This window comes from Phenylobacterium sp., from assembly GCF_041920015.1.
Classification (GTDB): Bacteria; Pseudomonadota; Alphaproteobacteria; order Caulobacterales; family Caulobacteraceae; genus Phenylobacterium.
This window is the reverse complement of record NZ_JAYRST010000084.1, coordinates 1-13,308: the sequence shown is the minus strand read 5'-3', so window position 1 is coordinate 13,308 and position 13,308 is coordinate 1. Positions and strand designations below refer to the sequence as shown.

Here is a 13,308-nt window from a genome sequence, read left to right as displayed (position 1 = left end):
GCGGGGGAGGATTTAATGCTCACTCCCCGCGGAACACCGCAGTCCGCTTCTGGTTGAACGCGGCGACGCCTTCGCGGCGGTCCTGGGTCTTGAACAGACGGTTGTACTGCGCCAGTTCCAGGTCCATCGCCTCGTCCAGCGGCAGGGCCGCCCCGCCGCGCACCACCTTCTTCAGCGCCCGCACCGACAGCGGCGCCTTGCCAGCGATCACCCTGGCCCGCTCAAGCACCTGGGCCATCAGTTCGTCCGGCGGGGTCACGCGGTTGACCAGCCCGAACTCCAGCGCCTGGGCCGCATCGATCGGCAGGCCGGACATCAGCAGCTCGGCCGCCCGCCGCTCGCCCGCCGCCCTGACGACATACTGGGTGCCGCCCAGGCCCGGGATGATCCCCAGCCCCACCTCCGGCAAGCCCAGCCGCGCCGCGCTCGAGGCCCAGGCGAAGTCGCAGGCCAGCGCCATCTCGCAGCCGCCGCCCATCGCCGCGCCGTTCACCGCCGCGATGATCGGGAACGGACAGGCAAGCTGGGCGCGGATCATCGCCTCGAACATCACATGCTGCTCCGACCATTGCTGGTCGCTCATCCCGTCGCGTTCCTTCAGGTCCGCCCCGGCGCAGAAGAACCGCCCCGCCCCGGTCAGCACCGCCGCGCGCACCGAGGCGTCCCGCGCCAGCTCCTGCCACAGCGCCAGCAGTTCCTCGCCCATGGCGGTGTTCAGGGCGTTGGCCGCCTCCGGCCGCGACAGGGTGACGACCTTCACGCCTTCCGAAGGCTCGCTGATCTCGACCGTGCTCATCGTCCCTCCGGGCCGGCCACAACGCCGGCGTCATGCAGTCTGGCGATCTCGCCGCCCTCCAGGCCCAGCACCTGGCTGAGCACCTCGTCGGTATGCTGGCCCAGTCGCGAGGCCCCCCGCGGCGCCTGGCGCGCCGCTTGCGGGATCGTGCCCGCAAAGCCGGGCGCGGGATAGGTCCGCCCGCTCGGCTGGGCGATTTGCGCGAACACCGGGTTGCCCGCCACCAGGCGCGGGTCCTGGGCAGCTTCGCTCATCGGCTGATAAGGCCCCCAGCAGACGCCCTCGCGGTCGAAGGCGGGCTTCAGTTCCTCCAGGCTCTTGCGCGCGAAGGCCGCCTCGAAGATCGGGAACAGCCGCGCGCGATGGGCGAAGCGCAGACCCTCGTCGGCGGCGAAGCTGACCCCGAGCTCGGCTTCCAGGGCCGCGACCTCGGCCACGATCTCCAGCACTTCCGTCAGGCCTTTCCACTGACGCGGCGTGATCGCCACCAGCATGATCCGCCGGCCGCCCTTCAGCATGAAGTCGCGGCCGAAGGCGCCGAACAGGTCGTTGCCCATCCGCGGCCGATCCTCGCCGGCCAGGCTCTCGGCCAGATAGCCGAGATTGGCCATGGTCGAGGCGGCGATGTCCGAGAGCGGAATGCGAATCTCCCGGCCCTTCCCGTCGCGCTGGCGCGCGTGCAGCGCCGAGACCAGGGCGAAGGCCGCATAGGCGCCGGTCAGCAGGTCCCAGGCCGGCAGCACGTTGTTGACCGGCCGCGGCTCACCTGGAAAGCCGTTCATCAGCGGCACGCCGACCGCGCTGTTGACCGTGTAGTCCACCGCCGGCCCGCCGTCCGCCCAGCCCATCACCCGCGCGCAGATCAGGTCCGGCCGCAGGGCGCTGAGCTTTTCATAGGAGAGGAAGCCCTCGACCGGGAAGTTGGTCACGAAGACGCCGCCCGCCTCGCCCGGCGCCGCGGCCAGCCGCGCGGCCAGCTCGCGGCCCTCCGGGCGCGACAGATCGATGGCGATCGATTTCTTGCCCTTGTTTAGCCCCTCCCAATAGAGGCTGTCGCCGCCGGGCGTCAGCGGCCAGCGCCGAAAGTCCGGCCCGCCGCCGATATTGTCGAACCGGATCACCTCGGCGCCGAGCTGGGCGAGATAGAGCCCACAGGTCGGCCCCGCCACGAAGGCCGAGCCCTCCACGACCCGCAGGCCTTTCAGAAGATCGTACATCCAGAACCCCGCTCTCCTCCCTCCCGCGCGTGGAGAGGCAGCCTAAAACGACTTCGGCATCCCCAGCACGTGCGTCCCCACATGGCTGAGGATCAGGTTGGTCGAGATCGGGGCGACCTGATAGAGCCGCGTCTCGCGGAACTTGCGCTCGATGTCGTAGTCCTCGGCGAAGCCGAAGCCGCCATGGGTCTGGATCGCCGTGTCGGCTGCGAACCAGGAGGCTTCGGAGGCGAGCATCTTGGCCATGTTGGCCTCGGTCCCGCACGGCTCGCCCGCATCGAACATCGCCGCGGCCTTGTCGACCATCAGCGAGGCGGCGCTCACCTGCACGTGGGCACGGGCGATGGGGAACTGCACGCCCTGGTTCTGGCCGATCGGCCGGCCGAACACCTCGCGCGCGCTGGCGTAGGCGCTGGCCCGGTCGACGAAGAACCGGCCATCGCCGATGCACTCCGAGGCGATCAGGATGCGCTCGGCGTTCATGCCGTCGAGGATGTAGCGGAAACCCTTGCCCTCCTCCCCGACCAGGTTCGCGACCGGCACCTTCAGCCCGTCGAAGAACAGCTCCGTCGTCGCATGGTTCAGCATGGTGCGGACCGGCCGGATGGTCAGGCCGTTCCCGACCGCTTCGCGCAGGTCGACCAGCAGCACGCTCATCCCGTCGGCCGGCCGCGCGGCGTCCTCGCGCGCGGTGGTGCGGCACAGCAGCACCATCAGATCCGAATGCTCGGCCCGGCTGATCCACAGCTTCTGGCCAGTGACGACATAGTGGTCGCCCTCGCGCCGGGCGAAGGTCGAGATGCGCGTGGTGTCGGTCCCGGCCGTGGGCTCGGTCACGCCGAACGCCTGCAGGCGCAACTCGCCGCTGGCGATCTTCGGCAGATAGGCCTCCTTCTGGGCCGCCGAGCCGTGCTTGAGCACCGTGCCCATGGTGTACATCTGGGCGTGGCAGGCGCCGCCGTTACAGCCGGAGCGGTGGATTTCCTCCAGCACCGCCGTCGCCGCCGCCAGGCCGAGGCCCGAGCCGCCATACTGTTCGGGGATCAGCACCGACAGGAAACCGGCCTCGGTCAGGGCTTTGACGAACGCCGTGGGATAGGCCCGCTCGCGATCCAGCGCACGCCAGTATTCGCCGGGAAACTGGGCGCAAAGCCGGCGCACCGACTCGCGGATTTCCGAAAAGCTTTCGCCCAAGCCGTCCTCCCTCGCTTGCGCCTCCAGCTACTCCAAAAGACTGGCCGGAGGTAAGCCGTGTCGCCGCGTCATCTCCCCGACCGGATGGCCGCTCTTGATGGAAATGTCACAGACGCCCCACCAAATAACGGATTTTGCAGTTCTTTAACCTTACCCGGCGGAACCTCCCGCCCTGTACGTTGTTCGAGCGGCATGGATGGCATGGACCGGAACGACCGTCTGAACCGAGAGGCCGAGAGCCTTTGGCGCGCCATCAGCGCCGAGCCGCCGCCGCGCGGCCTGCGCGGGGCCCGGCTGCTCGACGCCGCCCTGCACCTGAAGACCATCGGCCCCTATGACCGCCTGCACTCGCCGCATCTGCGCGCCAGCCAGATCACGCGGCCGCGATAGGCCATGAAAAAAGCCCCGTCCGGCGTGGCCGGACGGGGCCTTGTTCGCGGCAGGTCCGCTGGGATGGACCTTCGGGAGTGGGCTCGCCGCCGCGCTCTGCTCAACGCCCCGCGAGCTTCACCGTTCCGGGCCTCAGCCGACGATCTGGTCGTCGGTGAAGAACTGGGCGATTTCGATCTTGGCGTTGTCCAGGCTGTCGGAGCCGTGGACCGAGTTCTCGCCGACCGACAGGGCGAACAGCTTGCGGATCGTGCCGTCCGCGGCCTGTTCCGGGTTGGTCGCGCCCATGACTTCACGGTACTTGGCCACAGCGTTTTCGCCTTCCAGCACCTGCACCACCACCGGGGCGGAGGTCATGAATTCCACCAGTTCGCCGAAGAACGGGCGTTCCTTGTGGACTTCGTAGAACTTCTCGGCCTGGGCCTGGCTCATCTGGATACGGCGCTGGGCGACGATGCGCAGGCCGGCGTCTTCGATCACGGCGTTGACCTTGCCGGTCAGGTTCCGCTTGGTGGCGTCCGGCTTGATGATCGAGAAGGTGCGTTCGGTCATTGTCTTTGCTTGTCTTATTCTTGGGGAGGCGCGGGTCGTTCGCGCGGTGGCGGGCTTATAGCCGCGAGATGTGACGACGCCAAGCGCGCCGCTCACGGTCGCCTTCGCCGCCGGCCTCTGCTAATCCCCCGCCCTCCCATGCTGCAGATCAACGACCTGACCTTCGATTCCTGGGGCCGCCGCTTCTTCGACCATGCGGCGGTGAGCATTCCCGTGGGCGCGAAGGTTGGCCTCGTGGGCCGCAACGGCGTCGGCAAATCGACCCTGTTCAAGCTGATCCTGGGCCACCTCTCGGCCGGCGACGGCGAGATCGGCTATCCCAAGCAGGCGCGCATCGCCTCGGTGGACCAGGAGCATCCGGCCACCCCGGTCCCGCTGATCGACACCGTCCTGGCCGCCGACGAGGAACGGGCGGCCCTGTTGCTCGAACTGGAAACCGCCGATCCAGAGCGCATGGGCGACATCTACGGCCGCCTGTCCGAGATCGGCGCCGACCGCGCGCCCAGCCGCGCCGCCGAAATCCTCTCAGGCCTGGGTTTCTCGAACGCCGACCTCGCCCGCCCGATGGCCGAGTTCTCTGGCGGCTGGCGCATGCGCGTGGCCCTGGCCGCCGCGCTCTTCGCCGAGCCCGACCTGCTGCTGCTGGACGAGCCGACCAACTATCTCGACCTGGAAGGCGCGCTCTGGCTGGAAAGCCGGCTGAAGAAATACCCGCACACCGCGGTCATCATCAGCCACGACCGCGAGATCCTGAACAATAGCTGCAACCACATCCTGCACCTGATCGACGGCAAGCTGACCCTCTATATCGGCGGCTACGACCAGTTCGAGCGCCAACGCGAGGAGAAGGCCCGCCTGCAGGAGGCCACGCGCGCCAAGGTCGAGGCCCAGCGCGCCCACCTGCAATCCTTCGTCGACCGCTTCCGCGCCAAGGCCTCCAAGGCCGCCCAGGCCCAGTCGCGGCTGAAGATGCTGGCCAAGCTGCCGCCGGTCTCGGCCGTGGCCATCGAGCACACCACGCCCTTTGTCCTGCCCTCGCCCGAGCGTCCACTGGCGCCGCCCCTGGTGCGGCTGGAGGGCGTGGCGACCGGCTATGACGATGGTCCGCCGATCCTCAAGGGCCTCAACCTGCGGCTCGACCTCGACGACCGCATCGGCCTCCTGGGCGTCAACGGCGCGGGCAAGTCGACCTTCGCCAAGCTGGTCGCCGGGGCGCTGGAAGCCCAGGCCGGCGAGCTAAAGCGTTCGGCCCGGCTCAAGGTCGGCTGGTTCCACCAGCACCAGATCGAGGCCCTCGACCCCGCCGACACGCCCCTCGACATCATCCGCCGCGAGATGCCCCTGGCGTCCGAGGCCTCCCGCCGCTCGCGCCTGGCCCAATACGGCCTGGGCCACGAGAAGGTCGAAACCACCGTCGCCAACCTCTCCGGGGGCGAGCGCGCGCGCCTCTTGCTGAACCTGGTGGCGGCCGAGGCGCCGCACCTGCTGATCCTCGACGAGCCGACCAACCACCTGGACATCGACAGCCGCCGGTCCCTGCTCGATGCGCTCAACGACTACCAGGGCGCAGTGATCCTCATCACCCACGACCGCTCGCTGATGGAGCTGGTCGCCGACCGCCTGTGGCTGGCCTCCGACGGGACCATCGCCCCTTTCGACGGCGACATGGACGCCTATGCCAGGTTCGTCATCGACCGCGCCAAACAGGCCGGCAAGGCGCCGACCCAGTTCCGCGCCGCCGAGCCCGTCGCCCCGCCCAAGCCGCCTGCGCCGCCGAAGGCCAAGGTCCCGACCGGCACGGCCCGCCGCCGCGCCGAGGCGGCCGAGGCCGCGCTCGCCCACGCCACCGAGGCCCTGGCCAAGATCGACAAGGCCCTGACCGATCCCAAGGTCTTCACCGAAGACCCCGCCAAGGCAGCCGACCTCGGCCGCCGGCGCGAGGCGGCCCAGGCCGCGCTGGAGGCGGCCGAACTCGAATGGCTCGAAGCGACCGAGGCCTACGAAGCGTTGAAGGGCGAGGCCTGATCGCGCCCTCTTCCCCAATCCACCGACGCGTCTAAGCTGCCGCCATGCCCGCCGACGCCGCCTCCCCGCCCGATCCTGGCCAGCGCCGTCGCCTGCCGCGCATCCGCGCCCGGCTGCACGAACTCTATTACGGCCATTCGGACCGGTCGGTCCGCTTCCGGCTGACGGTCATCACGCTCGACTTCGTGATGATCGCCTTCTTCATCGCCGCCCCGCTGCTGCGCGAGACGCCGGCCTTCCTGTTCGTCGACTACACCATGGCCGTCGTGCTCGCGACGGACCTGGCCGCCAGGGCGATCGCCAGCGACAACCTCGGCGCCTGGCTGCGCCGGCCGGTGAGCTGGATCGATCTTTTCGTGCTGCTGACGCTGCTCTTCCCACTCTGGCTGTTCAACCTCGCCTTCCTGCGGGTGATGCGGCTCTGGACCCTGATCCACTCCGAATTCTTCTGGGACACGGTCGGCCGCCGCTACAACGAGACCCGCTGGGAGGACGTGATCCGCGCAGCCTCCACCCTCGTCACCTTCGTCTTCATCATGACCGGATTCGTCTACAGCAGCTTCGCCCGCACCGAGGGCGTCGGCGGCTATCTGGACGCGCTCTATTTCACCATCGCCACCCTCACCACGACCGGGTTCGGCGACATCACCCTGCCCGGCGCTTGGGGACGGTTGATCTCCATCGTCACCATGCTGACCGGCATCACCCTCTTCGTGCGCCTGGCCCAGGCCCTGTTCCGGCCCTACAAGATCCGCTTCACCTGCCCGACCTGCGGCCTGCGCCGCCACGACGTCGACGCCGTCCACTGCAAGGCTTGCGGCGAACTGCTGAACATCCCCAACGACGACGAGTTCTGAGCCATGCCGGAAGAAGCCCGCATCGTTTACCTGCTGCTGGCCGCCGCCATCGTCGCGCCCGGCGCCTGGGCGGCCTGGAAACAGATCACCCGCAAGCGCGACGACCGCTGAGCCTTGAGCCGAATTGCCGGCGGCCGTACTCATCGCTTCGGAAAAGGAACGATCCATGCGCGCCATTCTCGCCGCCGGAGCGGCCGTCCTGCTGACCGCAGCTCCGGCCGCCGCCGACCCGCCCGACGCCCAGCTTTCCGCCATCGCCAGGTCGGTCGACGAGGCCAGGCTGCGCGCGACCATCGAGAAGCTCGTCAGCTTCGGCACCCGCCATACGCTGTCGGACCGCGCCTCCCCCACCCGCGGCATCGGGGCGGCCGAGCGCTGGGCCGCAGCCGAGTTCGAGGCGATCTCCAAGGCCTGCGGCGGCTGCCTGGAGGTCCAGGTCCCCAAGCAGACCTTCACCGGCAAGCGCGTCCCCACGCCCAGCGAGGTCGGCGCGATCCTGGCCATCCAGCGCGGGACCAGCGACCCGGACCGCGTCATCGTCATTTCCGGCCATATCGACAGCCGGGTCAGCGACCCGATGAACGCGACCAGCGACGCACCCGGCGCCAATGACGACGCCTCGGGCGTGGCGGCGGTCATGGAGGCCGCCCGCGTCCTGTCCAGATACAAGTTCCCCGCCACCCTGGTCTTCGCGGCGCTGGAGGGCGAGGAGCAGGGTCTGCTCGGCGGCAAGGTGCTGGCCGATTTCGCCGTCCAGCGCGGCTGGAAGGTCGAGGCCAACCTCAACAACGACATCGTCGGCAACACCCACGGCCAGTCGGGCGTCGTCGTTCGCGACCGCGTCCGGGTGTTCTCCGAGGGCACGAAGAGCGTCGAGACGGCCGAGCAGGCCAGCCAGCGCCGCTATAACGGCGGCGAGGTCGACAGCCCCTCGCGCAATCTCGCCCGCTTCATCGACGCCCTGGCCGACCGCCAGGCCGCAAATCTCGGCGGTCTGGACGTGATGATGGTCTACCGCACCGACCGCTACGGCCGCGGCGGCGATCAGGTGGAGATGCTGGCCAAGGGCTTCCCCGCCGTCCGCGTGACCGAGGCCGCCGAGCACTACGACCGCCAGCACCAGGACCTGCTCACAGAGAACGGCCGCGTCTACGGCGACACCATCGACGGCGTCGATTTCCCCTATCTGGCCCGCGTGACACGCCTCAACGCCATGACCATGGCCGCCTTGGCCCGCGCCCCGGCCCCGCCGGAGGGCGTGAAGATCGAGGGCGCGGTCTCGCCCGACACCAGGATCAGTTGGATGCCCGTCGCCGGCGCCGCCGGCTATCGCGTCCATTGGCGCGGCACGACCGAACCCCAGTGGAGCCAGTCGCGCGACGTGGCCGAAACCTCGGCCACACTGCAAGGCGTCGTCATCGACGACTGGTTCTTCGGCGTCTCGTCCGTGGCCGCCGACGGAGCCCAGAGCCCGGTCGTCTTCCCAGGCCTGGCCGGATCGTTCGTCTCTCCGCCCCCGCCGCCGAAGCAACCGTAAGGCCGAGATCGTACGGGCATGGACGCGACGCCCCCGGCCCGCGCCCTATTGCCCTACCCGCACTTGACCTCCTTCACGATCCCGCTCGCCGCATCGAAGAAGAAGTTCAGCCGATCGGCGCGGAAGTCCATGGTCATCGGACAGGTCGTGCAGACCACCCGCTGCTGCTCGGGCCGCAGCGGGACGGGAATCTCGCTGCGCGGACGGCCGACGAACCTCTGCGCCTCGCCCGCCCCGCACAGGTCCGGCTCGCGCGGCGGCGGGGGCGGCGCTGGCGGCTGGGCCGTGGGCCCTGGCGCCGGCTGGGGCGGCGGAGCATCGGCCGCGCATCCGGCCAGGGTCGCCAGCAGGACGCCGAACGCCAGGAACCGCCTCATGCCTGCTTCTCCCATCCCCGCTCCTGCTGCTTCCAGTAGACGGCGGCGTGCCCCTTGGCCTTGACCGCCTTCCACTGAGCACGCGCCACGGCAAGCTGCGCCGTATCGCGCCCGTCGAACACGATCATGCAACGGGCGTATCCGGCAAGCTCCCCCGGTTCGGCCCCGTCGACCAGGAACAGCACGTCCGCGCCGTTCGGGTTCTCGAAGCCCATGGTCAGCAGGATCGGCTGACGCGCCGCCTGCGGTTCGTCCGACGGCCCGTGCGGCAGGAAACTCTCGTCGCGATAGGACCACAGCCAGCCGTCCAGGTGCTCCACCCGGTCGGCCTCGCGCGAGCGCACGATCGCCTTCCAGCCCCGCGCCAGGGTCCGCTCCAGCAGTTCGGGCAGCACCTGGTCCAGCCCGGACCGCTCCAGGTGGTAGAACCAGACCTCGCAGGGCGCTTCGCTCACGCCGCCGTCCTCAATCCCAACAGCCGCGCCAGGGCCAGCATCGCCTCGGCGGTCTCGCGCGGATGCGTGGCCATGGCCAGATGGTGCAGGTCGCGCCGCAGGGCCGGCCAGCCCAGCCGCCGCGCCTCCCCCGCCTCGCGCTCGTACGCCTTCGACAGGCGCAGGAAGCCCCAGCCGACGTCGCCCGGCAAGTCGGTCTGCGGCGCAGCCTCCTCGAACCAGGCCAGCGGCGTCGGCGACAGCTCGCCGGCGAAGCGCTCGCGCAGCGGCCCCTCGGGCAGCAGGGCCTCCAGCGCCCCAGGCGGAAACCACTGGTCCCAGGCCGGGATCATTCCGTCTTGCGCCTTGGCCTTCAGGCTGGCCACCAAGCCATCGCCCGCCGTCTCGAACCAGCGGCGGCCGGGATGCGGCGGGATCGCATCGACATAGAGCACGCCGCGCACCTGGCCCCGCATCGCCGCGACCACGCTCGGCGCCAGTCCGCCCGCCGCCGAGTGCGCCGCCAGGATGAACGGCCCGCCCTGCCCCAGCGCCTGCACCGCCACCGCTCGCGCAAGGTTGTCGTAATAGGGCGCCGCCAGCACGGCCAGCGGCGGGATCGCCGGCACGGTCGCCTCGACCCCACGCCGCGCCAGCTCCGCCGCCAGCGGCGCCCAGGCCGCCGGTCCCGTCAGCGGGCTATGCAGCAGGATGAATCGCATAGGATTCTACTGCAGGCCGGCGACGGCGCTGTCCATGACAGCTTTCCCTTCCCATGGAAAAGGAGGCGTTCGAGCCAGGGCGTCGTCGCGCGGCTCGAAGACAGAATATGCAATTAAGATTGACTCTTATTTGCATTAAAGTATGCGGCAGTCTCTCCTGCTGCAACCGAGACGGTCATGACCTCCCACATCCTGAAATGCACGACTTGCGTGGCCGCGCTCCTGCTGCCTGCCGCGCCGGTTGCGGCGCAATCCATCGCGGCGTCCGCGATGCAACCGCAAGACGCCGCGACGCAGTTGGAGGAGATCGTCGTGACCGGCGAGCGGTACGAGCGTTCGCTGCAGGCCACGACCACCAGCGTGGCGGTCACCACCGCCCGCCGGATCGAGCAGGAGGCCATCCTCAGCCTGCAGGACGTCTATAATCGCACCGCCAACGTGTCCGAAACCTACGGCAGCTCGGGCTTCACCATCCGGGGCGTGGCGGCCCAGGGGGTCAGCGGCGCGGGCGATGCGCCCCTGTCCACGGTCTATGTCGACGGCGCGCCGCTTCCGACCGGCCTGCTGTTCAATGGGCCGACGGACACCTGGGACATGCAGCAGATCGAAATCCTGCGCGGCCCCCAATCCACGCTCCAGGGGTTGAACGCCCTGGCCGGCAGCGTGGTGTTGCGCACCCGCGATCCAGGCCCGAACTGGGAAGGCGCCGCCCGCCTGATCGTCTCCGATCCCCGCGAGGTCGGCGTGGCCGCCGCCGTCGGGGGGCCGCTGATCGCCGACGAACTGGGTCTGCGCCTGGCGGTGGAGCGCCGGGATGGCGACGGCTTCACCTACAATTCCACGCGCGATACGCCCGAAGACCCGGTCGACCGCCTGACGGTGCGCGCCAAGCTGCTGTGGACGCCGTCGGCGCTGCCCGGACTGGAGGCGCGCCTCGGTTACACCCGGTTCGAAAGCAGCGGCGGCTACCGGTTCGTCTACACGCGCACCAATCTGCCCGACTATTGGGACAACCGGGTCAACACCAGCGACGCGCGCAACGGCAGCGACATCGAAACGGACATCCTCACCCTCGAGGCGTCCTATCCCCTGACGGACAGATTGTCCCTGACCAGCGCCACGTCCTGGAGCAAGGTCTCCGAATTCACCGAATACGACAGCGACCTGTCGCCGGCCAGCGAGGGCTACGGCTATGCGGACCGCACCTACGAGACCCTGACCCAGGAGTTCCGCCTCAACTATGACGGCGAGCGGTTGAGCGGCCTGCTCGGCGCCTTCTACTACAACCGCGACCAGCACTTCTCCAATTTCAGCCGCGTCAATGTGGAGACCCCGGTCAGCACGATCTCGTACCTGCTTCAGTCCAACGGACTGGATGCGGCCACGGCGGGCTACGTGGCCAACCTCTACGCCGCGGCCCTCCCCGTCATCCCGGTCGACTACACCGGCGACTATCCGTCCAAGGTGAAGAGCTACGCGCTGTTCGGCGACGCGCGCTGGCGCTTGACCGACCGGCTGACCTTGCTCGGCGGATTCCGCTGGGATCACGAAGAGAACGCCATATCGAGCGTCCAGACTGCGGCTTTCGTCGGCGCCTATCCCGATCCGGCCAACTACGGAGCGCCGCTCAGCCCCATGTGGTTTGCGGTCTCGGCGATCAATCTGGGCGTCGCCGACCTGGTGGCCCAGGCCGCCGGGACTTCGCCGGAGTCGGCGCGCGAGTTCGACGCCTTCCTGCCCAAGCTCGGCGTCCGCTACGAATTCACCGACGATCTGGCGCTCGGCTTCGTGGTTCAGCGCGGCTATCGCTCCGGCGGCTCCAGCACCAATCTCGCTCGCGCCCAGAACTACGCCTACGATCCGGAATACACCTGGAACTACGAGGCGTCCCTGCGCTCGGCCTGGCTCGACGGCGCCCTGACCCTGAACGCCAACGCCTACTACGTCGATTGGACGGACCAGCAGGTGTCGGTGAACTTCGGCTCCAACCTCTACGACTACCATACGGTCAACGCCGGGAAGTCGAGCCTCTACGGTTTCGAGATCGAAGGCAGTTGGCGCATGAGCCCGGCGCTCGACGTCTATGGCGCGGTCGGCCATTCGAAGACCGAGTTCGAAGACTTCGAAGTCAGCCTCGGCAATGTCAGCGACCTGTCGGGGACCGAGTTCATCTATGCGCCGGCCTGGACGCTGTCGGCCGGCGCCAACTATCGCTGGACGAGTGGCTTCGTCGCCAACCTCAACGCCAACTATCGCTCCGCCGTCTATACGGAGGCTGGTGCCTCCCAGGCCGCCAGCCGCGTGTCGTCCCGCACCGTGGTCAATGCCAAGTTCGGCTATGAAACCGGCCGTTGGGGCGCCTATCTCTACGGCGAGAACCTGTTCGACGCGGACTACGCCAGCTACGTCAGTCCGACGCTGCAACAGGCGGTTCTAGGCCGCCCACGCGTCGTCGGCCTCATTCTCCAGGCCAACTGGTGAGCCCCGACCTTCGCCATATCCTCGTCGCGGCGGCCGCCCTGGCCGCTGCGGCCGTGGCCTCGGGCGTGCTGAAACGCGCCTGGAGCGAGCGCACCAGCCGGCGCCCCTGGCTGATCGCGGCCGGCTGGCTGTTGATCGCCGTCATCCTGACGGCGCCCAGCCTTGTCCTGGGCGGCGCCCAGGGCCCGTTCATCGCCATGACTATGATCTCGGTCGCCGCCCTTGGAACGGTCGCCTGCAACGTCCAGCTTCGCGCCGCCAGGGCGCGGGCGGAAAGGAGCCTGGCGCCTGAACCGTCCGATCGGCCGTCCAAGGCCTGGCGCGGCTGGCTGCGCGCGGCCCTCGCCGGGCCGATCGGCATGGTGGCTTCCATGGGGGCGGCCATCGCCTTCGTGACCTTGACGCCCGGCGACACCCAGACCCGGCTGATCTTCGGCGGGCTGATGGTTCCGCTGTTGTGGGGCGGCGCCATGGCCTGGACCCTGGCCGACGACAAGATTCTCCGGGCCGCCGCGGTCCTGGTCGGGGTGTCGATCGTCACGTTCACCGCTGCGGCGCTCAAGGGCCTGACATGACCTCGCCCCTACCGTCCAAACGCGCCGGCAAGCCGATCTGGCCCAGGATTCCGGCCGGCTTCGTGCGATCCGTTCTCGCCGGGCATTCGGCCCTGGGCCTGGCCTTCGCCGCCCTGATCTATCTGGTCTGCTTTTCCGGGACGCTCGCCGT

13 protein-coding genes are annotated in these 13,308 nt (G+C 69.2%); 6 read left to right on the top strand and 7 right to left on the bottom strand.

All coding sequences use genetic code 11. From position 1 onward, the window contains the following. Positions 1-19: 19 nt before the first annotated feature. Genes ACE3TL_RS14365 through ACE3TL_RS14355 form a run of 3 tightly spaced genes read right to left on the bottom strand, consistent with a single transcriptional unit; the run spans position 20 to position 3,207 of the window. Positions 20-796 carry an enoyl-CoA hydratase/isomerase family protein gene (locus ACE3TL_RS14365; protein WP_374579365.1) on the bottom strand — a complete coding sequence of 259 codons (777 nt, stop codon included), beginning with the start codon at positions 794-796 and terminating at the stop codon, positions 20-22. Next, complete coding sequence (locus tag ACE3TL_RS14360; protein ID WP_374579364.1) at positions 793-2,013, bottom strand: CoA transferase; 1,221 nt, start codon at positions 2,011-2,013, stop codon at positions 793-795. Before ACE3TL_RS14360 ends, ACE3TL_RS14365 begins: the two co-directional genes overlap by 4 nt. Positions 2,014-2,055: 42 nt before the next feature. Then, on the bottom strand, positions 2,056-3,207 hold the full coding sequence (locus ACE3TL_RS14355; RefSeq protein WP_374579363.1) for an acyl-CoA dehydrogenase family protein: 1,152 nt from the start codon (positions 3,205-3,207) through the stop codon (positions 2,056-2,058). Positions 3,208-3,408: 201 nt separating this feature from the next. Here ACE3TL_RS14355 and ACE3TL_RS14350 point away from each other — a divergent pair, with 201 nt between their 5' ends. After that, the gene (locus ACE3TL_RS14350; RefSeq protein ID WP_374579362.1) at positions 3,409-3,597 is read left to right on the top strand and encodes a hypothetical protein; all 189 of its coding nucleotides are present in this window, start codon (positions 3,409-3,411) and stop codon (positions 3,595-3,597) included. Between the two features lie 132 nt (positions 3,598-3,729). On the opposite strand, the gene ndk is transcribed toward ACE3TL_RS14350, so the two are convergent. Further along, positions 3,730-4,149: a nucleoside-diphosphate kinase gene (gene ndk / locus ACE3TL_RS14345; RefSeq protein WP_374579361.1), complete on the bottom strand. Its 420-nt coding sequence runs from the start codon at positions 4,147-4,149 to the stop codon at positions 3,730-3,732. Positions 4,150-4,287: 138 nt separating this feature from the next. Between ndk and ACE3TL_RS14340 the strand changes: the two genes are divergently transcribed. From ACE3TL_RS14340 to ACE3TL_RS14330, 3 genes are all read left to right on the top strand, one after another. Next, on the top strand, positions 4,288-6,174 hold the full coding sequence (locus tag ACE3TL_RS14340; protein ID WP_374579360.1) for an ABC-F family ATP-binding cassette domain-containing protein: 1,887 nt from the start codon (positions 4,288-4,290) through the stop codon (positions 6,172-6,174). Between the two features lie 44 nt (positions 6,175-6,218). Beyond that, on the top strand, positions 6,219-7,031 hold the full coding sequence (locus ACE3TL_RS14335) for a potassium channel family protein (protein WP_374579359.1): 813 nt from the start codon (positions 6,219-6,221) through the stop codon (positions 7,029-7,031). A 166-nt stretch (positions 7,032-7,197) separates the two neighbouring features. After that, positions 7,198-8,568: a M28 family metallopeptidase gene (locus tag ACE3TL_RS14330; protein ID WP_374579358.1), complete on the top strand. Its 1,371-nt coding sequence runs from the start codon at positions 7,198-7,200 to the stop codon at positions 8,566-8,568. A 53-nt stretch (positions 8,569-8,621) separates the two neighbouring features. On the opposite strand, the gene ACE3TL_RS14325 is transcribed toward ACE3TL_RS14330, so the two are convergent. Genes ACE3TL_RS14325 through ACE3TL_RS14315 form a run of 3 tightly spaced genes read right to left on the bottom strand, consistent with a single transcriptional unit; the run spans position 8,622 to position 10,101 of the window. Beyond that, complete coding sequence (locus ACE3TL_RS14325) at positions 8,622-8,945, bottom strand: peptidase inhibitor I78 (RefSeq protein ID WP_374579357.1); 324 nt, start codon at positions 8,943-8,945, stop codon at positions 8,622-8,624. Further along, on the bottom strand, positions 8,942-9,400 hold the full coding sequence (locus ACE3TL_RS14320; protein ID WP_374579356.1) for a DNA polymerase III subunit chi: 459 nt from the start codon (positions 9,398-9,400) through the stop codon (positions 8,942-8,944). Before ACE3TL_RS14320 ends, ACE3TL_RS14325 begins: the two co-directional genes overlap by 4 nt. Then, positions 9,397-10,101 carry a hypothetical protein gene (locus tag ACE3TL_RS14315; RefSeq protein WP_374579355.1) on the bottom strand — a complete coding sequence of 235 codons (705 nt, stop codon included), beginning with the start codon at positions 10,099-10,101 and terminating at the stop codon, positions 9,397-9,399. The genes ACE3TL_RS14320 and ACE3TL_RS14315 overlap by 4 nt, the downstream gene beginning before the upstream one ends. A 270-nt stretch (positions 10,102-10,371) precedes the next feature. On the opposite strand from ACE3TL_RS14315, the gene ACE3TL_RS14310 reads away from it, so the two are divergent. Next, positions 10,372-12,582 (top strand): TonB-dependent receptor, encoded by a 2,211-nt coding sequence (locus ACE3TL_RS14310; protein ID WP_374579354.1) that lies wholly within the window; start codon positions 10,372-10,374, stop codon positions 12,580-12,582. Then, entirely contained in the window at positions 12,579-13,157 is a 579-nt protein-coding gene (locus tag ACE3TL_RS14305; RefSeq protein ID WP_374579353.1) for a hypothetical protein, read from the top strand. Before ACE3TL_RS14310 ends, ACE3TL_RS14305 begins: the two co-directional genes overlap by 4 nt. The last annotated feature ends 151 nt before the right edge of the window (positions 13,158-13,308 follow it).